The organism is Carboxylicivirga sp., from assembly GCF_982718395.1.
On sequence record NZ_CEXQWX010000011.1, the window covers coordinates 16,057 to 35,916 of the forward strand.

The window sequence follows — 19,860 nt, forward strand, 5'->3', positions numbered from 1 at the left end:
TTATCTGATCGGATTATTTTGTTCGATCATCTTCTACATTCTTTTTTATTAAGCTGTAGTTACGAAAAAGAGGAAAACTTTAAAGTTTTCCTCTTCAAACAAATGTGTGTATCTTATTCAGGCTGTATGCCTGTCACTTCCATAAGCTTGCCGGCGTAAGATTGTCTTTTTCAATATCCTTGAAATAGTTATAAGTACCTACTTTAAGTTCATAAGTAGCCGCTTCGTCACAAACAATAACGCCTTTCGGATGCATTTGTAATGCACTGATGGTCCACATGTGATTGATTCCTTCTTCTACAGCATGTTGTAAGGCTCTCGCCTTATTATGACCATTAACGATAATCAACACTTCTTTGGCATCTAAAACTGTTCCTACACCTACGGTTAATGCCGTTTTAGGTACTTTGTCAGGATCATGATCAAAGAAGCGGGAATTCGCTAAAATGGTATCATAGGTTAACGTTTTAACCCTGGTTCTGGATTGTAACGACGATGCAGGCTCATTAAAAGCCAGGTGACCGTCGGGGCCGATACCACCTAAAAAGAGGTCGATACCACCCATTTCCATTATTTTATCTTCATAACGCTGACATTCTGCTTCAGCATCTTCAGCCTGACCATCCAAAAGGTTGGTATTCTCAGGCTTTATATCTATATGGCTGAAAAAGTTATCCCACATAAATGTGTAGTAGCTTTGCGGGTGTTCGCGAGGAATCTCACGATACTCATCCATATTAAAAGTCACTACATTCTGAAAAGATACCTTTCCTTCTTTATTCAGTTTGATCAGTTCTTTATAAGTCCCCAGTGGAGACGAGCCCGTTGGCAATCCAAGAACAAAAGGTTTATCACCTTTATGGCTATTGATTTTTTGTGCAATGTAACTTGCTGTCCATTCCGAAGCCTGTTGGTAATCCGGCTCAATAATTAAACGCATAGTAATCTATTTAAGGTTTATTCTCTACTTTAAGAGGATAAGCCTTTCTTTCAGTTCTTCAGCCAGTCTGCTTTTTTCCCTGATATGATTACTGATGTCCTGCACTGATGGGTGTTTTTCAAATTCACCACGTACCTGTTCAAAATCCATAATACGGGTTTCTTCTGATCCATCAATACCAAAGCCCGTTTGGGTATTCAATGTGAATTCCTTATGGGCATCGGAATAAACTAAGTTATCTAAATCAATTACACATTTTTTCCATTCGTCAACAAAGGCAATAATCTGATCAATTTCGGCTGTTTGGAAATCCAGATCAAATTCATCCTTGAAGACTTTCAGGCACCAGGTCCACGTATAATCAAAATAGCTGTTGTGCAATAAAGCATATCGTTCATTGAGTTCTTCAAGGTTCGATATCTTATCATTTTGCAAATCATCAAGCAGGGTCATTACCCTTTCTTTGGGAACCAACAAACCAGCCATGTCTATCCACTCGCCGATTCCAAAATCGGAAGTTTTCGAAAGGCTTGTTTTTAATTCACTTAATGATTCAAAGATAGCATCTTCCAGCTTTTTAATTAAGGCATTACCTAAAAATTTTATGATGCCCGTGTTATATAGTTGAATTCCACGTCTTAATGACGAGCTTGCAATTTTCACACTATTGTACATGTAATAGTCTGAAGTTTGACCAGATGAAACCATAAGATCTTTCAAAACCTTTTTTCCATTTATCATTTTCTGAATAGTAAATGGACTTAGCAGGTTAAAATTGATAAAGTCTAATAGATTCTTATCTGTTCTTTTGTCTCGTTTGGGCCATTTTCTGGCATCACGGATGGTACCTACACTTCGTAAGTTAACTCCCGGTGCCAAAATACTTTCATCTTTGTTCTCGATGAGGTATGAAAACGGCAATTGGGAAGTATCCGGATTGCGATAATGGCGACCCATTACCAATGAGAAAGCACCAATGCGCGCCGGCCATAACAGATATGAATCACTGGTGGTTTTTGAACCACGCTCGACAACTCCTTGGTGAATAGGTCCTAACTTATACATGTGGTTACTTTGGTTGGAACCACTTCCGGCATTCATAAATGAAAAATAACCGGCAATCAATAAAGTTGACTTGTGATGCGTGACTGTATAGGGGCCCGCAAATATTGAGCATGCTTCACCATGGAAACCTTGACAATTGGCAAAGAAAACAGAGTTCTCAGCTGAATAGTGTTTGCCCAATTCACAGCCTTGTCCAACAAAGCATTTTGATATCAAGGCACTGTCACTGACTTTACTGCCAGATGCGGCTATAAAATCTTCGGCAATGACACCTGGGCCAAAATAACTAGGTGCCGTTTCTGAACTGTTTATCGACCCGTTGGATAAACGATAGATGCCTTCTACCTTGGCAAACTCACCAATATTTGTATCGATAATAGTCCGGCAGTTAATCAATTGAGCTCCCTTACAAATTGTGCCCATCGAACTGCATATATCGGCTCTATAACCGTCTATAAGTTTTTGAAGTTTCCCAATTACATCAGGCTGATGTCGATACATGGCCATAATGTATGCCGTGTGTGCAGATAACTTATTATATATTGAAATTTCTCGTCCACCTGCTTCGTTAAGTGCTGAAACCTGAATACCATTACCAAAGCAACTTTCTTGTTCTGTAATGATCGAATCAACATTCTCAATAACAACATCTGATTGGATGTGGTAATTGGCAATATGGTTTTTGACCTGATTGATATAAGTGTCAGAATCAATAATACAATTGTGTATGGTGGCATTTGATATGCCAGCCTTCTTCTGAACACCTCCCGGGAAGGTGAAAATCCGATTGAATACTCCTAGTTTAATATCACCCGAGAATGAGACATTACGAATGGAATTATAATGGAACCCTTCAGCAACCGCCACTTTTGACCAATCAGTGCAAAAGCAATTACGTTGTTCCAGATTTTGAATTTCTAGCTCAGTTAATCTCCGGTATTTATGCATTCTCTCAGTAGCGTAAATTAATTACAAAGCTAAAGTAAAAAAGAATTAGTTGCCATAACATGTAGAGAATGAAAAGAAAGCTAATTAAAACAAAATCGAAAGTTCGATCACTAAACGTAAAGGAATAGAAAGGCATTTCTCTGTAAATAAAAAGGGTGTTTCGGAAGAAACACCCTTTTTATAAAGTCTTATATATTATTTTCTATCGTGGTCGATATTGATAATATTTCACATTCATTTTCATGCGTTTATCAACTGTTTGGCCATCAATCACAGTCTGTTCATTTTCTTCAGAACCACTGTATAAAACAACCCGTTGGAAATTAGCTGTTGTACTCTCGGGACCAATGAAGAATTGTTTTTCATTTAATTTGGCTCCCCCCTCACGACGCATTATATGATTAAAATAATCGGACCTCATGATAAACCTGTATATGAATTCAGGGTTACCATCATCACTGAATCGTATCACTCTTTCTCCAATTCCGCTACGATTACCTTGACTGTCGGCATTACTTCCAAAAATCGGTGTGACAATATCATTTCCGTTTATTTCAATCGTGTGTACAGGATCAACTAATTCACCTTTGTCATCAAGCCATTTAATGACAAGTCTGTTAGGTGCCGGGTATTTATCCAGATCAGATTGAATGGTATCGATCTCCATAAAAAACTCTACATTGGCTGCCAAATGATAATCTTTATCTATATCAGATTCACTTGGATCACCAATAGAATCTACCCAGTTAATAACATCGTCAGGCAAGCTCATTTGCATATAACTTCCAGCCATTCCCTGAATATAAATACGTTCAGGTTCCATATCGGTTGTATCGATATTTGAAGTATTAAGTTCGTGGCTGTAAGTATTAAAACGAACATTCTCCAGGTTTACAGGGAAAGTGTATTGATAATTAGAGATTGTATCACGTATCTCGTTCACTGAATTGAGGTATTTATAATCACGGGAAAGGTGGATGGTTAAATTAGTAGCGATTGCATTTGAACTGCTTAATAGGTTTATTCTGGTTAACCAACCTTCACCACTCATTACTGAGGCTTCATCCAGAGTTACGTAAACACCATTAAATGCTTCTTTAAATGCATTTGAGTTTTTAAGTTCTGACTCGCTTAAATTGAAAATCTTATCAGCTAAAGTCTCATTCAGCTTAAAAGGCCAGTATTTTATAGTGGTTGTGTTACCATTAAAGTCAGCATCTAACCATGAACTGTCTTTATCTGCCTGAACTTTATCGTTATTCCATAGATATTGAGGATGGTTCCACAAACTATCCGGGTATTCATAAAGATTAGTCCAGTTACTTGATTTTAGGGAATCAGGCACTTCATTATTAGGATGAACACTTTGGGTAGCTCTTGCTTCAGGAAAATACATGCCTGTTACATCATGATCACTAAAGAATTCCTGGTTGTTAGAACCGAGTGGGCTGCTTAACTCAAAAATGTTGATACTTTGGTTCTGTAGCATATTGCCATACCAGTTGTTAAATTGGTATTGAAGGTTTAATACCAGGCTATCAACTTTCCATGTGTCAGCAATGGTATCAACGTTATTGTTGAATTGACTAAAAATGTAATCTTCATGAATAACAGTATCTTCCGAATTGCTGATATCAAGGATGTCAACAATAAACTTAACTTCACTACCAATTGAGAAATCGGTGACAAAAGAAGCCTCTGATTGTCCAAAAACAGGATCATTAAATGTTCCGATAATACCATATGTAGCATCACTGGTTCTGACTTTTTTTCTACCGGTGTTAGTTGTTGTTAAAATATGCCCTTCGTAATTCAGTCCTTTAATTTTCTCACCGTCCGGCAATACATCGCCCGATATACGTGCCGGATCATCTTTACAAGCGACTGTTAAAGAAAGAAGGCCAATCAATAAAAATTGGCCAACTGTATGTATAGTATCTTTTAATGAAAAATTTTTCATAAGTTCTTTAAATTAATCTAGCAATGAATCGTAAAAGCCATTGTAAGCGCTAACATAGCTTTCTTCATTGTGATATCCAAGGAAAGGTTTGCCCGATTGTTTAATAAACTCACTAATCTCCGGATTTATTGTTTCGCTTCCCTGAATAACTCCATCAGACATTGAAATGGCTAATTTAGTCAGGTTAACGTAGTCGTTGGCCATCATCACTTCTAAATCACTATCTTCAACTCCTTCCAACTTAAGTTTTTCTTTGAAGTTCTCACTCCACATGGTACTGAATTCGTTATCATAAACAGTATAAACCACTTTGGAATTAGCAAAGTGAGGGTCTTCATTCATCGCCTTTTTAATGTAAAGAGGAGCCAAGGCAGTAATCCAACCATTACAATGAACAACATCTGGTGCCCAGCGTAATTTTTTTGTTGTCTCCAGAACACCACGTGCGAAAAAGATAGTTCGCTCATCATTATCATCAAACTCTTTGCCCTCCGCATCAACTAAAGTTGCCTTGCGCTGAAAGTAATCTTCGTTATCAATAAAGTAAACCTGCATACGTGCAGCCTGAATGGATGCAACTTTGATAATTAACGGGTGGTCAGTATCGTCAATAATCAGGTTCATACCTGATAAGCGAATAACCTCATGTAACTGGTTACGTCGTTCGTTAATGCAACCAAAGCGAGGCATGAAGGTTCTGATTTCTTTACCTAATTCCTGAATACCTTGAGGTAGATATCGACCAATTTTTGACATCTCTGTCTCGGGTAGGTAAGGTGTTATTTCTTGAGAGATGAATAAGACTTTTGCTTTTTCCATTATAAATACGGTAGAATATTTTTAGCAAGTGCAAAAGTACTAAAAATATACCACCTGACAAATAAAGCCCTAACTTGCATGGTAGTATAAACAGTTAAAATGAGTAAACGATTAACTACAGATTGAAATTTTAACAAGCTTTTTAGTAATTATTCAATTAAATATGGAAGGGATTTTATTACTTTGCCCCGCATTTTTTTCATGATGTATTTAAATTATATAAAGGGTTTATACATCAGATAATTACATTAACCATGCAAGTAATTAAAACCATTGCTAAACTTCAGGAACTGTTGGAGTTGGCTAAGAGTGAAGATCAAACAGTTGGTTTTGTACCAACAATGGGCGCCTTGCATCAAGGTCACTTATCGTTGGTAGAACAGGCAGCAGACTCTTCTGACATTGTTGTTGTCAGTATTTTTGTTAATCCAACACAATTCAATAATTCCAATGACCTTGAGCGATATCCAAGAGATCTGGAAACTGACCTGAATGCTTTGTCAGAAGTTAAATGCGACGTGGTTTTTGCTCCCAATGTAAAGGAGGTTTACCCGAAGGAAGATAAGCGCCAATTTAACTTTGGTGATCTGGAAAGTGTAATGGAAGGAAAGTATCGTCCTGGTCATTTTAACGGCGTGGCGCAAGTGGTAAGTCGTTTGTTTGATATCGTAAAACCTGATAAAGCTTTTTTCGGATTAAAAGACTTTCAGCAGTTGGCAGTTATCCGCGACATGACTAAACAACTTCAGTTGGCCGTTGAGATCGTTCCATGTGCTATCTTGAGGGAGGCAGATGGACTGGCCATGAGCTCACGAAATATGTTACTCTCAGATGCTCAGCGAAAAAATGCACCTTTAATTGCCAGTACTTTATTTGAATCTTGTAACTTTGTCCCGGATACTTCGGTGGAAGGTGTCAAAAACAAAGTGATAGAGGCAATTAATGCTAACGAAAAACTGGAAGTTGAGTACTTTGAAATTGTTGACGGATATACATTACAGCCTGTTGACAACTGGGAAGAGAGTGAGTACATTGTTGCTTGTATAGCTGTGTTTGCCGGAGAAATAAGATTGATAGATAACGTGATATACAAAAATAGGGATCATGAATGTTGAGGTTGTAAAATCGAAGTTACACAATGTTTCTGTTACAGAAGCCAACCTGAATTATGTTGGAAGTATTACCATTGACGAAGATTTAATGGATGCTGCCAATATCATTGAAAACGAAAAAGTACAGGTGGTGAACAACAACAATGGAGAGCGCCTTGAAACCTACGTTATTAGAGGTGAAAGGGGTTCCGGAGTTATTTGCCTTAATGGTGCAGCTGCTCGAAAAGTTGCAGTGGGTGATGTGGTAATCATCATTACCTATTGTCATATGACACTGGAAGAGGCAAAACAGTTTAAACCAACATTTGTATTCCCGGATACGGCTACAAACGCCTTGGTTTAAAGCAGAAAGAAAATATTTTAATGAAACCCCGGCAGATGTCGGGGTTTTATTATTTTTGGAAGAGTGTAAAGGTCATCACCTTGAGGATGAAATTTTAAACAGCTCGTTATACAAAGCAATTCGACAAATGAATATGACAGAACTAGATAAAATCAGCAATAAAATAAAAACTCGCGAAGATGCTGTTGCCATAATAAAGCATTGGGAGAAAGCCAATGAAACAATTGTTTTTACCAACGGTTGTTTTGACATTGTTCACCGGGGACATATTGATTATTTGTCGAAAGCCAAAGATTTAGGAACGAAGTTAATATTAGGTCTGAATACCGATGCATCTGTTCAGCGTTTGAAGGGACCACAGCGACCTGTGGTAGATGAGCAAAGCCGGGCAATTCTAATGGCCGCCCTGCAGTTTATTGATTTGGTAGTGTTTTTTGATGAAGATACGCCTTATGAATTGATAAAAGCATTACAGCCAGACGTATTGGTTAAAGGAAGCGATTATAAAGCTGCAGACATTGTGGGCTATGATATATTAATGGCTAAAGGCGGCAAGGTAAAAACCATTGATTTTGTTGAAGGTTTTTCAACGACCTCCATTGTAGAAAAGATCAAAACATTGATGTAAACAAACACTAGTTTGTTAGATTATTAGTCAGAAGGCTGTAGTTGATGTACATCTTCCTTAAATGTGAATGATCTGATGAATTTTATTCGAAAATTGTAAACTGCTGATTAATATTATAAGACAAAACTTTAACGAACGATTATAAGAATAAGACCCTGTAGATTTTGCGGAATATCGTTGATTTTTATGTGTGTATCTGCGTCATCTGCGGGAAACAAAAAGATAAATAATGGCCAAATCCAAAACTGTTTTTGTTTGTCAGAATTGTGGTAATGAATCACCCAAGTGGGAAGGGAAGTGTTATGCTTGTGGTGAGTGGAACACCTTTGTTGAAGAAGCAAAGATAACCGGAAAAACGAAAAACAGTCGCCCGGGTACTGTGATTGCCGAACGTACCAAACCTCTACCTGTGTCAAAGGTGTCGGTAGAGGAGCAGCCGCGCATGAGTACCGGGAATGAAGAGCTTAACCGTGTATTGGGTGGTGGATTGGTGCCGGGTGCCATGGTGTTAATAGGAGGAGAACCTGGTATTGGTAAATCCACTTTGGTGTTACAAACGGCCTTGAACCTGCCAAATGTAAAAGTGCTGTATGTTTCGGGCGAAGAAAGTCCACAACAAATAAAGCTCAGGGCTGACCGGATTTCCGGTTCATCGGCCGATAATTGCCATGTTGTTAGTGAAGTGTCTGTAGAGCATATCATCAAGCATGTTGAAAATGAAAAGCCGGATGTGTTGGTGATTGACTCGGTACAAACAATGGAAACCGAACGTATTGAGTCAGCACCAGGTAGTGTCTCTCAAATCCGGGAATGTACCGCCACAATTTTGCGAGTATGTAAGGACAAACATATTCCCGTGTTCCTGATAGGCCATATCACTAAAGAAGGTAGCCTGGCCGGACCAAAGGTGCTGGAACACATGGTGGATGTGGTGTTACAGTTTGAGGGCGACCGTCATCATATGTATCGTATTTTACGCTCCATCAAAAATCGTTTTGGATCGACCAATGAGATTGGGATTTTTGAAATGCTGGGTTCAGGCTTACGTGAGGTGAGTAATCCATCTGAACTACTACTGGCAACCCAACAGAAGCAAATGAGTGGGGTAGCAATATCGGCCGCTTTGGAAGGTGTTCGCCCATTTTTGATTGAGGTTCAGGCATTGGCCAGTACAGCAGCTTACCAAAATCCACAACGCTCAGTCACAGGTTTTGATTTACGCCGTTTAAACATGCTTTTAGCTGTATTGGAAAAACGAGCCGGCTTTAAACTGGCAGCGAAAGATGTATTTCTGAATATTGCCGGTGGCCTGAAGGTGAATGATCCGGCTATTGACTTAGCCGTTATCACTTCGGTATTATCATCCAATATGGATATGACAGTTTCACCCGATGTGTGCATGACCGGTGAAGTGGGATTGTCAGGTGAGATTCGTCCGGTAACTCGCCTGGACCAACGCATTGGTGAAGCTGCTAAACTGGGATTTAAAACTATAATTATACCTAGCTATGTGAAAGGTGTTGAACTGAGTAAATATGATATTCAGATTGTAAAAGCCAATAAAATAGAGGAGGCCTTCAAATTTCTGTTTGCATAATTCATGATTTGCTCATGCATAGCATCATCGAAAAAAGTTATGTAATCAGCCCCTAATCTGTCAATACGAATAACTGTAATCCCATTGTTATATATACATGGGCTTATTGTCGACGCCACCCAATTGTTATAGTAATAAAAGTCACATTTTACTTGGGCAAGCATTATTGATATAAAGAATGCTTCCCTTTTTGTTTGGACAGCCATTCTTCATATGTAGAATGCTTCCTTTTCTTCTTGGGCACGTTTTCTTTATATGAAGAACGCCTCCCTTATTACTTGGACGATCATTCTTCATATGTACATTGTCTCCTTTTTTATTTGGACAAGCTTTATTCATATGTAGAACGCTTCCCCTATTGCTAGGACAACCATTCTTTATATAAAGAACGCAACTTTTTTCGGGATGCTTATTATTGATATAAAGAATACTCTCCGGTAAAAAACAGGCAAGTGACATAAGCATTATTGCTTGACTGACCTTAGTTTGTTTGTTGTACAGGTTACAAATTATCAGGCAACAGTTGTAATGGAGAGTGCTGCATTGGATAGATCCATCATCCTGTAATGTTTAGAATGTTGTAGCTACGGTAATAATATTTTGCTATTTTTGGTAGGTTAAAAGTTCTGTTTATTAGGTTGTTATGATCTGAAGGTTCGCATGCCCTGCCTATGATAAATGGGCAGATGCAATTGAAAACAAGATGAAAAACTGTAAAGATTTCAGATAGAAAGACAATCGGTGTTATCCGCTAAATATATCATTCATATAAACTAAAGGATGAAAGGTATGATTAAAAAACTCTTTAATGCACAGACTATATTTGTTACTTTACTAATGATCTTTTGTATTTGCGCATGCAACTCCAGCGTGAATAATACAGAAAAGGTTTTTATCAAAGGTGTCTATGGCGACCCGGGTACATTATTGAAAGCCGGTTATTCCTTTAAAGAATTGGGTGTGAATGCGATATTTGTCAGAAGCTATTCGCTCAATGATGAATTGTACAATGCAGCGCATGAACAAGGATGCAAGGTTTTTGTAGAGTTTCCTGTATTAAATGGAAAGCAATTTCTTGAAAACAATCCGCAATGCGCGCCGATAGAAAAAACAGGGGAACTATCACCTCCTGCTGATTGGTTTATGGGTGTATGCCCTACTTGCCCTGATTTTAAAACAGATAGAAGACAGCATCTTCAGAGCATTCTTAACAAGTTTAAAGTAGATGGTATTTTTCTTGATTATCTGCATTGGCATGCTCAATTCGAAACTCCCGAACCAATTTTACCTGAAACTTGTTTTTGTGAGCGTTGTACTGATTTGTTTTCTAATGAATACAATATTGATATTCCTGAGGGAAGTATTTCTGATATTTCAAATCATATCTTGTCTTTTCACGAAGAGGAATGGAGAGAGTGGCGTAGTAGCATACTAACCAATTGGATAACAGATCTGAAACAAATCTTGATAAGTCACCAACCAGAATCCTTATTAGGCTTGTTTTATTGTGCTTGGTATCCTGATGAGTATGATGCTGCCCTTTATCGCATTTTAGGTATAGATATAAATGACTTTGCAAGGGAAGCTGATGTTTTGGCTCCGATGTTGTTTCATCATATGAAAGATCGTCCTGTCAATTGGATTGGCGAATATACAACCTGGTTGGATTCGGTAAGCAACTCAATAGACCCTGAAAAGAAACCTAAAATTTGGCCCATTGTGCAAGCACATAATCATCCGGGAGAAGTTAGCCCCGCGGAATTTCGAGAAGCAATGCTACAAGGTAGCTCATTTCCTTCAAGCGGAATTATGATGTTTTCGGACAGACCTTTACTCCAAGATCCACGCAAAATAGAGATTATGAGAGGATTATATTTAGTGGACCCTTAATAATGATTAAATTGGCCATATGAGAGAACTTTTGTGAGCGCAATGGAACTAGTCAGTTAATTGTAGAATATAGATTTTTTCAAGTATAAATATTTAAGAACAAACCTGAGTTTACAGTTTCATTGATTACAAATAATAAAAATAATTTGAATGGATTTAAGTTTTCTGCCTGATGTGATTAAGATATTATTGGTCATTATGACAATCGGACTCGTCGTTTACATTCAGAAAAACAGTAGTGATTCTGGTTCTGATCCCTGGGTGATTCAGACAGCTCTGGTGGATTCTGGGATGGTGATGGTGGGGGCGACGGAGGTGACTAATAAATAACAAGTAACTTTTAACTCACTATAAAGTATATTTAATCCTTTCGCTTTATTAAACTAACCAACTAACCAACTGAATTCAACTGTATAAAAAAAGGCGACCTCGTTAGGCCGCCTTCATTTTAGCAATCTTCAAACTATCAATCTAACTTTATCCGAAATAAAAAAAATCAGATTTATAAAAACTATAATTGCGTCGATACCTTTCCCATGCCAATGTATCAGATATCGAATTTGCTTGCGTCTATTCCTTCGTTAACCTTAATGGTTTCGAAGGTGATATCAAATGACTGAGGTCCCACTGTCTGGTTCATTTTCTTAGGGAATTTCACACCTTTAACCTCAGCATATTCAGTAAAAGTACTGGCCATTGTTCCCTGTGGGCTTGTACTAACTTCTTTAACCTTTAGTCCGGTTGAGCGACTATAGTAAACTGTTTGTTCTTTTCCGCCCGGGCTTACAACTTTCATTTTAACAACATCCTGACCATCGACATTGTCAGCGCCAAGAAGCTCAAGTTTGTATCCTAATTCAGCAAACTGTGTTTCAGGAAAAAGAATAGATTCGATCTTCATGTTTTCCAACATTTCACCTTCAATATTTTGTTCTCCCATCGGGCTTACAACTTTACCGGCTTCTCCGTTAAAAACCTGCTTAGAAACCAGGTTGCCTTGCATATAGGTTTCAACGCACTGGTGATTGGGGCGACGACTATACATTTTCATGTTTAAAGGCATGCCCTGAACGCTCATACTACCTTCCAAAACGTAATTGTTAACAGCTGCAAGAGCTTCTGTTCCACCAATTGCATTAACATATTTAGCAATTACTTTCTCAGCAGTTAAATCTGCAGGTAAAGGCATTGATTTTACAATGTTTCCATAAAAGTCATACATCTCAACCTTACCATCTTTGGCAAACTTAGACAGGCTGGCTTTCATATTCGGTACATCACCTACAGCAAGAATGAGCGCATTGTCAGGAGTAATGTATTTTTCAGCCATTGCTTTTATATCAGCTGGAGTTACCGCGTTCAATTTTTCAAGATAAGTCTCGTAATAATCTTCCGGCAAATTATACTTCTGAATATTTAAAGCGAATCGGGCAACAGTAGCCGGATCTTCCAAAGCGCGAGAAAAGCTTCCCGTCAAGGAGTTTTTCACCAATTGCAGATCTTCTTCTGGTACTAATTCAGTGCGCATGCGCTCCATTTCGTAAATGATCTCAGTAAAAGCACTGTCGGTAACGCTGGTACGTACATTAGCACCTGCATTAAATGAACCAACCAATTCGTCAGAACTTAATGATGAATAAGCACCGTATGTAAAGCCTTTGTCTTCACGCAGGTTTTGGAATAAACGGGCGCTGAATGAGCCACCACCAAGAACCTGGTTCATCACGCGTGATTTAATAGCATCAGGATGACCTGGTTTAAGATTGATGTTGTAAGATAATGAGATAGTTGATTGAGTTGAGCCATCCTTATTGGCTACTACAACTTTAGGCTGCTCAAAGCTTTTTGGTGTCTCATACTTGAAGCTAGGTACATCTTTAGCTTCCCAGTTTGAAAAGTACTTTTTCACCTGCTTTTTAGCTTCTTTAACTGAAATATCACCAACAATTACAAGGTAGGCAACATTAGGTCTGAAATAGGTGTCGTAATACGCCTTTAAGTCCTCAACTGTTATTGCTTTAACAGTCTCTTCAGTTAAAATTTCTCCATAAGGGTGGTCACTGCCATAACGCAACACACTTTTAATGTTAGAGGAAATGGCTTTAGGGTCATCTTTTTGAGATTTAAGCGCAGTTAACATTTGTTTTTGCGCTTTCTCAAGTTCTTCGTTAGGAAAAGAAGGATTGTATAAAACGTCGGTCATTAGGTTTAGTAACTCATCGGAGTGCTTCTTAAGCGATGAAGCCTGAATACCTCCGGAACTGGTGCCTAAGCTACCACCGATAAAATCAATGGCTTCATCAATTTCAGCTTTGCTTTTTGTGGTTGTTCCGGTAGCCATCAGATCACCGGCCATACCTGTGTAGCCTGCTTTTTTACCTTCAACAATAGGGTCAATATCTAAAGATAACGTGTAAGAAACTACAGGTACTTTATTGTTTTCAACAACAAAAACTTTAAGTCCGTTTTTCAACTCGAACGACTTTGCCTGACCAATATTTACTTTCGGAGCCGGTCCCGGTTTAGGGGGCGTGCTTCTGTCTAATTGGGCATTTATATTAAAAGCAACTAATAGTGCTAGTAAAAATATAACTGATTTCTTCATTCTTAATTTTTTTTGAAACCAATCATAGCAGATTGGTTATGTCTTTATAATCAGTACTCTTTAATCAAAAAAAGTAATGTTTAGTTTTGCTGCGATTTTGGCAGATAATACAATACAACCCGGTTGCCTTTTGTATAATACTTATTGGCAACACGCTTAATGTCTTCACGTGTTACAGCTAAATACTTATCAAGTTCAGAGTTGATTAAATCGGTATTGCCAAAATAGGTATAATTAGTTGCCAGGTTTTCGGCGCGGTCAGCCAGTTTAACATTAGACTTGACAAATGAATTTTCAACCTGATTACGAAGCTTCAAAAACTCACGCTCAGAAATAAGTTCATTTTTAACTTTCTCGATCTCGCTGTCAATTGCTGCTTCAAGATCAGCACAATCTACACCCATATTTGGCAGTGCATATGTTAACGCCAAAGAAGGATCTTCATATGGGAAAGCAAAAGAACCGGCTTCCAAAGCCTTTTGTTGCTCATCCACCAATGATTTATACATGCGAGAGCTCTGTCCTTCTGAAAGTAAGGTGTTCAACATACTTAATGCGTAGTAATCATCTGTACCCAGAGCAGGTGTGCGATAAGCCTGTGCAATTAAAGGAAGTTGTACATTATCAAAAATTGTGTCGCGAACTTCACCTCCAAGTGGTTTTTCAACAATGTTAGGGCGGTAAATGTCTTTAGAGCCTTTAGGTATTTCACTAAAGTATTTGTTAACCATTTCTTTGGCATTGTCCATCTCAATATCACCAGCAATAACCAGTACAGCATTGTTTGGTACATAAAACTGGTTGTAGAAATCAACAAAGTCCTGATCTTTTGCTGCAAAAATATGCTCAGCAGATCCTAAAACTCTCCATTGGTAAGGGTGCTCCTTAAATGCTCGTTTTGTAATTTCTTCCAGTAAAGTTCCATAAGGACGACTGTCCACCGTTTGCTTCATTTCTTCGGTAACAACTTGCTTTTGTGTTTTGATGCCAATTTCATCTACTTTGGCATGAAGCATACGCTCTGATTCTAACCATAAACCCATTTCTAACTGGTTGGAAGGCAGAATCTCATAATAGTAAGTGCGGTCAGTTGAGGTGTTGGCATTTAATGTACCACCCGAGCGCTCAACATAATTGGAATATTCACCACGCTCAATGTTTTCAGTACCTTCAAACATCAGGTGTTCAAAAAAGTGTGCGAATCCGGTTAATTCTGGATTCTCATTTTTTGAACCAACGTGGTACATTACAGAAACAGTAACAATTGGCGTTGATTGATCTTGATGCAGGATAACGTGCAGGCCATTATCCAAGTCATATTCTTCAAAGCTTATTTTATTCGATTGGGCAGTGATTACACCAATACTGGCAAAAAATAGCGAAAAAGCCAGCAGTAAAAAACGGTTCTTCATATTCAAACTTCTTGTTGTTATAGGTTTGCCCATGGGTCAATTTGCAGGCCAAAATGTGTAACTAGCAAATTAACAGGGTAATAAGTGTTTAGTAAACAATTATGGCTGTTCTAATACGAACAGCACTATGTACGATAACGAACAGACAGGACAGTATGTTAAAAAGATTATTTTTTTTGAGGCTTTATCCTCATTCTTAAATGGACATGTTATTTTTGTATCAAAGCTTTTATAAATGAAGATAAAACTAAGTTGGCTGGCAATCGTAGTCTGGTCCGTTATTATATTCACATCATGTGACAGTAGTAGCCTGTGTTTATCCGGGCAGCATGCTATTCAATCAGGTTTATATTCCGGCATAAGCGGAGAAGCAAAAGATACAACTTTAAGTGGTTTCTATCTTTGGGGAATTGATCCCGTAACGGGCGAAAACAAAGATCTCTTGCTTGATAGTGCCAGGGTGTCTGAGATGTATATGCCTACTGATATTGATCGGGATAGTACCAGGCTGATTATTCGTGAGCAAACTGTTGCAAGCGATTTGCAGGATACACTACTGTTTATCTACAAACGGGAGTTGAATTATGTGTCGGGAGATTGCGGTTTTTCATATAATCTTGAACTTGATACAGTTATTCATACTATTAACTTTATTGATTCCGTGGTAATTAGTTATTCATCGGTGCTTTACAACGAAAATCTTCAAAATGTACAAATATTTATTGAGCCTTAGTCTGTTTTTGATATTTACAGGTGCTTCTGCACAGAGAACAGACGAAGAACTGACCAGGGAAGAAAAGAAGTTGGCCAACAAAGGAAAACCTGGCTTATCCATTGGTTTTGATTTGGGCCCCTTTATTAATTATTTATTTGCCAATGAGCGATTTGGTCTCGAGGCAAGTGCCCGGTATACCATTAATCGTAAATGGCAGGCTATAGGAGAGCTTGGATACGAGAATGTTGATCTTGATAATGAAAAGATGAGCTATACCTCAGACGGAAGCTTTCTGAGAGTTGGGCTTGATTATAACATTTTTCGGGTTGAGGAGATTGGTAATAACGATAACATTTTGTTAGGATTCCGGTATGGTGCGGCAATTCAAGAGCATAGCAGCCCAAGATATACTGTTACTGAAGATTATTGGGGCGATGTAACCGGTTCTTTCGGGGCATCCACTGTAGCTTCACATTGGGGAGAGTTTGTGTTTGGTTTGCGTTCAGAAGTACTGAAAAATTTCTATATGGGCTGGACAGTTCGTTTCAGATCAATCATTAATGTTGGCAAGGATAATGAACTTGAGCCCTACTCAATTCCTGGATATGGACGAAGAGACCGGTCTACCAATATAGGTTTTACTTATTCGCTTGAGTATTTTCTACCATTCAGAAATAAATAAGACAGGAATGATCATTGATTCTCCAAAGAAAATTGATTGGCAAAAAATACTTGAGGAAATTACACTTGAAGTACGTCCGCTGTTAAAAGAAGGTGAAGTGGCCAACTATATTCCCGAATTGGCGAATGTGAATGCAGAAGCATTTGGCATCTCAGTTAACTTGCTGGATGGAAATGAATTTTTCTATGGACAGGCTCATACACCATTTTCCATACAAAGTATCTCAAAGGTGTTCAGTCTTACAAAGGCTTTTTCTTTGTTGAACGATGATTTATGGGATCGCGTTGGAAAAGAACCTTCTGGTAATCCCTTTAATTCCTTAATTCAGTTAGAACATGAAAACGGTAAGCCAAGAAATCCGTTTATTAATGCTGGTGCAATTGTAGTGGCAGATTGTGTTGTCAGCAATACTAATAATTCGGTAAATAATATATTGAGCTATATACGGGAGTTAGCAGGAAATAAAAATATTTCCATTGATCAGGCAATGTTTCAATCCGAAAAAGATTATGGACACCGCAATGCAGCCTTAGCACATTTTATGAAGAGTTATGGCAATATAGAATCAGATGTTGATGAAGTGCTAGATTTCTATTTCGGACACTGTTCCTTAAATATGTCGTGTGCTGATGTGTCCCGATCGTTTTTATATTTGGCTAATCATGGTATTCATCCGCTAAATAATAAACAATACCTTACAGCCAGCCAGGCAAAACGCTTAAATGCATTATTACTGACCTGTGGAACTTATGATGAGGCTGGTGATTTTGCTTTTCGGGTTGGTATGCCGGGTAAAAGTGGCGTAGGTGGTGGTATTGCTGCAATAATACCTGGTTTGTTGTCCATTTGTGTGTGGAGCCCCGGATTGGATAAATATGGCAATTCCTTAGCTGGAGTTAAAGCACTTGAGTTATTTACGACAAAAACGGGTATTTCAATCTTTTAAATAATTCCTTAATAATGATTGCTAAAACTTTTACAACTGCCGGACAATTTATTCTGAGATATGGCTTAGCTATTGCTTTTATCTGGTTAGGTTTAATGAAATTAAAAAACAGTGAGGCTGACTACTTAAAACAAATATTAGCCAATTCGTCGCTTTTTAAATGGTTATTAAAGTACATCACCTCATATACTTTCTCGATGATGATTGCATATCTGCAGATAATAATTGGTGTACTGATTGCGTTAAAACCTGTTGCGCGTAAACTATCGTTTTGGGGAGGTGTTTTGGCATCTGTTGTGTTGTTTTTGAGCGTTTCAAGTTTATTTACATCAACTTTTGTATGGCAGGCACCCTATGGTTTTCCCGAGCTTTCAAAGGTGGGGCAGAGTATCCTGAAAGATATGGTTTTATTAGGTGCCGCCATGTGGTGCGTTGGTGATTCGGCTTAAATTGTTAAAACTGATCAAATGAAGAATGTAACCGTTTTTTGTGCTTCGAGTCCTAAAGTTAATTCGGTTTACCTGGATGAAGCAGAGCACTTAGCAGAGGAGTTGGTGAATGGGAACTATGGGATTGTTTATGGTGGAGGTGCTGTTGGTTTAATGGGGAGTTTGGCTAATAAGGCATTGGCTCTTAATGGACGCGTAAAGGGTGTTATTCCTCACTTTATGGTAGAGGTAGAGTGGGCGCATAAGGGAGTAAGTGATATGGTTCATGTGGATACCATGGCTGAGCGCAAAAAGATATTGATTGAAGAAAGTGATGCAATTGTTGTACTTGCTGGTGGGATAGGAACCATTGAAGAATTGTTTGAGGTGTTATCACTTAAGAAATTAGGACAAATCAAACACTCGGTCATTCTTGTAAATACAAACAAATATTTTGATCCTTTGATCAGGATGCTGGAGACAATGATTGAAGAGAATTTTATGAGAAAAGAACATGCCGCACTGTGGTATGTAGTCAATTCATCATCCGAAGTATGTGAAGCCTTAAAAAAAATACCTGAATGGAGTGATAATGCCATTGAGTTTGCCGCGGTGAAATAATTATTGAAACCTTTTACTACAAAGCTGAATCCTAAAATTTAATTTGAACTCAGGTTTTTAGTTATTTTTGTCAAAACAACTTTTAATGGGGGAACTAAGTTTGGCATATCAGGAAGTTCAGGATGCGCAATTGCAACAGGTTGCAAGCCAGGATAGTCTGGCTACTGCTAAAAGTTTACGTACCCCCATACAACAGCTTGAGGTAAAACAACCACGTCACCTTCAGGTTCAGAAACAAAGAGTAGCACCAAGGGTTACTTATCGAAAATGGAGCGAGAGCGATTCCGTTTTCCTTAACCTGAAAGAGGCTGATGCTAAAGATCTTTATTGGGGAACCAGTTCTGCAGATTTGCCTGAGGTTAAACAGGAAGTAAAACCGACCAGGCAGGAGCAGGTAACTCAATTGGATACAGTTCAACAGCAAGTAAAAACGGAAATTCAAATACCTTCTCAGCCAGTAATATTGAGAAAGGGATCGCCATTTGAAGATTCAAAAGATTGGCTGGCCGGATTTATATTATTAGCCCTGATTGTAGCTGGCTTTGTTAAGCTGACGGCAGGGAAGTATCTGAATGATTTGTTTTCTTCTATTCGATACCAACAATCTGCTTTTAAATTGTATTCAAGTGCTAACCTTCAAAATGAGAAACCGTCCTGGGCCTTAACGATCCTGTTTTTTCTATCCACTTCATTGTTGATTTTTGAATTTGCTCACGTAGGAGGGAAAAGTCCGGAACGATTTACGGACATTATTTTTTTCCTATTGGTTAATGCGGGTATTATAGGATATTTTCTTCTAAAAAATATTCTTTATCGCTTTGTAGCATTTGTTTTTGATGTTGAAAAAGCCACAAAAGAGTACCTGTTTAATGCTAATATGTTGAGTAAAGTGTTTGGATTGGCCTGTTTACCTATAGTTTCGGTAGTACCATTTGTTGATCTCTTAACTGCTGAATTCCTTATAAAAACAGGCCTTGTGTTGTTTATTATCATGTATATAATTCAATTACTTCGCGGCGCGAAAATAATTTTGCACAGCCCTCTTTCAATTTTTTATATGTTTTTGTACTTTTGTGCCCTAGAAATTTTACCCTTGTCAATACTTATTAAAGTAATGATATACTAGGGAATAGTAAATGAGGTAAAGGT

Annotated in this window: 18 protein-coding genes; 12 read left to right on the forward strand and 6 right to left on the reverse strand. The window is 38.2% G+C overall.

The genetic code is table 11. The annotated features are described in order from the left end of the window. Nucleotides 1-133: 133 nt before the first annotated feature. The 4 genes from nagB to AC4MRQ_RS03895 form a co-directional block, all read right to left on the reverse strand. Nucleotides 134-940 (reverse strand): glucosamine-6-phosphate deaminase, encoded by an 807-nt coding sequence (gene nagB, locus AC4MRQ_RS03880; RefSeq protein WP_491196333.1) that lies wholly within the window; start codon nucleotides 938-940, stop codon nucleotides 134-136. Between the two features lie 24 nt (nucleotides 941-964). After that, complete coding sequence (locus AC4MRQ_RS03885) at nucleotides 965-2,953, reverse strand: DUF4954 family protein (protein WP_491196334.1); 1,989 nt, start codon at nucleotides 2,951-2,953, stop codon at nucleotides 965-967. A 202-nt stretch (nucleotides 2,954-3,155) separates the two neighbouring features. Beyond that, nucleotides 3,156-4,913 (reverse strand): DUF4270 family protein, encoded by a 1,758-nt coding sequence (locus AC4MRQ_RS03890; protein WP_491196335.1) that lies wholly within the window; start codon nucleotides 4,911-4,913, stop codon nucleotides 3,156-3,158. Nucleotides 4,914-4,925: 12 nt separating this feature from the next. After that, the gene (locus AC4MRQ_RS03895) at nucleotides 4,926-5,732 is read right to left on the reverse strand and encodes a glycogen/starch synthase (RefSeq protein ID WP_491196336.1); all 807 of its coding nucleotides are present in this window, start codon (nucleotides 5,730-5,732) and stop codon (nucleotides 4,926-4,928) included. Between the two features lie 254 nt (nucleotides 5,733-5,986). On the opposite strand from AC4MRQ_RS03895, the gene panC reads away from it, so the two are divergent. The 6 genes from panC (at nucleotide 5,987) to AC4MRQ_RS03925 (ending at nucleotide 11,632) form a co-directional block, all read left to right on the forward strand. Further along, on the forward strand, nucleotides 5,987-6,847 hold the full coding sequence (gene panC, locus AC4MRQ_RS03900; protein WP_491196337.1) for a pantoate--beta-alanine ligase: 861 nt from the start codon (nucleotides 5,987-5,989) through the stop codon (nucleotides 6,845-6,847). Continuing rightward, on the forward strand, nucleotides 6,837-7,187 hold the full coding sequence (panD, locus tag AC4MRQ_RS03905) for an aspartate 1-decarboxylase (protein ID WP_491196338.1): 351 nt from the start codon (nucleotides 6,837-6,839) through the stop codon (nucleotides 7,185-7,187). Before panC ends, panD begins: the two co-directional genes overlap by 11 nt. A 133-nt stretch (nucleotides 7,188-7,320) precedes the next feature. Next, nucleotides 7,321-7,815 carry a D-glycero-beta-D-manno-heptose 1-phosphate adenylyltransferase gene (rfaE2, locus tag AC4MRQ_RS03910; protein ID WP_491196339.1) on the forward strand — a complete coding sequence of 165 codons (495 nt, stop codon included), beginning with the start codon at nucleotides 7,321-7,323 and terminating at the stop codon, nucleotides 7,813-7,815. A gap of 229 nt (nucleotides 7,816-8,044) precedes the next feature. Continuing rightward, entirely contained in the window at nucleotides 8,045-9,412 is a 1,368-nt protein-coding gene (radA, locus tag AC4MRQ_RS03915; RefSeq protein WP_491196340.1) for a DNA repair protein RadA, read from the forward strand. A gap of 789 nt (nucleotides 9,413-10,201) precedes the next feature. Continuing rightward, entirely contained in the window at nucleotides 10,202-11,302 is a 1,101-nt protein-coding gene (locus AC4MRQ_RS03920) for a hypothetical protein (protein ID WP_491196341.1), read from the forward strand. A gap of 150 nt (nucleotides 11,303-11,452) precedes the next feature. Then, nucleotides 11,453-11,632 carry a hypothetical protein gene (locus tag AC4MRQ_RS03925; protein WP_491196342.1) on the forward strand — a complete coding sequence of 60 codons (180 nt, stop codon included), beginning with the start codon at nucleotides 11,453-11,455 and terminating at the stop codon, nucleotides 11,630-11,632. Between the two features lie 217 nt (nucleotides 11,633-11,849). On the opposite strand, the gene AC4MRQ_RS03930 is transcribed toward AC4MRQ_RS03925, so the two are convergent. Both AC4MRQ_RS03930 and AC4MRQ_RS03935 read right to left on the reverse strand, forming a co-directional pair. Then, nucleotides 11,850-13,907, reverse strand: a complete 2,058-nt coding sequence (locus tag AC4MRQ_RS03930; protein WP_491196343.1) for a M16 family metallopeptidase — start codon at nucleotides 13,905-13,907, stop codon at nucleotides 11,850-11,852. A gap of 80 nt (nucleotides 13,908-13,987) precedes the next feature. Next, nucleotides 13,988-15,319 (reverse strand): M16 family metallopeptidase, encoded by a 1,332-nt coding sequence (locus AC4MRQ_RS03935; RefSeq protein ID WP_491196344.1) that lies wholly within the window; start codon nucleotides 15,317-15,319, stop codon nucleotides 13,988-13,990. A gap of 235 nt (nucleotides 15,320-15,554) precedes the next feature. Here AC4MRQ_RS03935 and AC4MRQ_RS03940 point away from each other — a divergent pair, with 235 nt between their 5' ends. The 6 genes from AC4MRQ_RS03940 (at nucleotide 15,555) to AC4MRQ_RS03965 (ending at nucleotide 19,837) form a co-directional block, all read left to right on the forward strand. Then, nucleotides 15,555-16,052, forward strand: a complete 498-nt coding sequence (locus tag AC4MRQ_RS03940) for a DUF6452 family protein (protein ID WP_491196345.1) — start codon at nucleotides 15,555-15,557, stop codon at nucleotides 16,050-16,052. Further along, a complete protein-coding gene (locus tag AC4MRQ_RS03945) occupies nucleotides 16,027-16,716 on the forward strand; it encodes a DUF6048 family protein (protein WP_491196346.1) in 690 nt (229 codons plus the stop codon). The genes AC4MRQ_RS03940 and AC4MRQ_RS03945 overlap by 26 nt, the downstream gene beginning before the upstream one ends. Before the next feature lie 7 nt (nucleotides 16,717-16,723). Further along, a complete protein-coding gene (locus tag AC4MRQ_RS03950) occupies nucleotides 16,724-17,662 on the forward strand; it encodes a glutaminase (protein ID WP_491196347.1) in 939 nt (312 codons plus the stop codon). A 14-nt stretch (nucleotides 17,663-17,676) separates the two neighbouring features. Next, nucleotides 17,677-18,111, forward strand: a complete 435-nt coding sequence (locus AC4MRQ_RS03955) for a DUF417 family protein (protein WP_491196348.1) — start codon at nucleotides 17,677-17,679, stop codon at nucleotides 18,109-18,111. An 18-nt stretch (nucleotides 18,112-18,129) separates the two neighbouring features. Beyond that, nucleotides 18,130-18,711 (forward strand): LOG family protein, encoded by a 582-nt coding sequence (locus AC4MRQ_RS03960; protein ID WP_491196349.1) that lies wholly within the window; start codon nucleotides 18,130-18,132, stop codon nucleotides 18,709-18,711. Between the two features lie 85 nt (nucleotides 18,712-18,796). Then, entirely contained in the window at nucleotides 18,797-19,837 is a 1,041-nt protein-coding gene (locus tag AC4MRQ_RS03965) for a DUF4271 domain-containing protein (RefSeq protein ID WP_491196350.1), read from the forward strand. The last annotated feature ends 23 nt before the right edge of the window (nucleotides 19,838-19,860 follow it).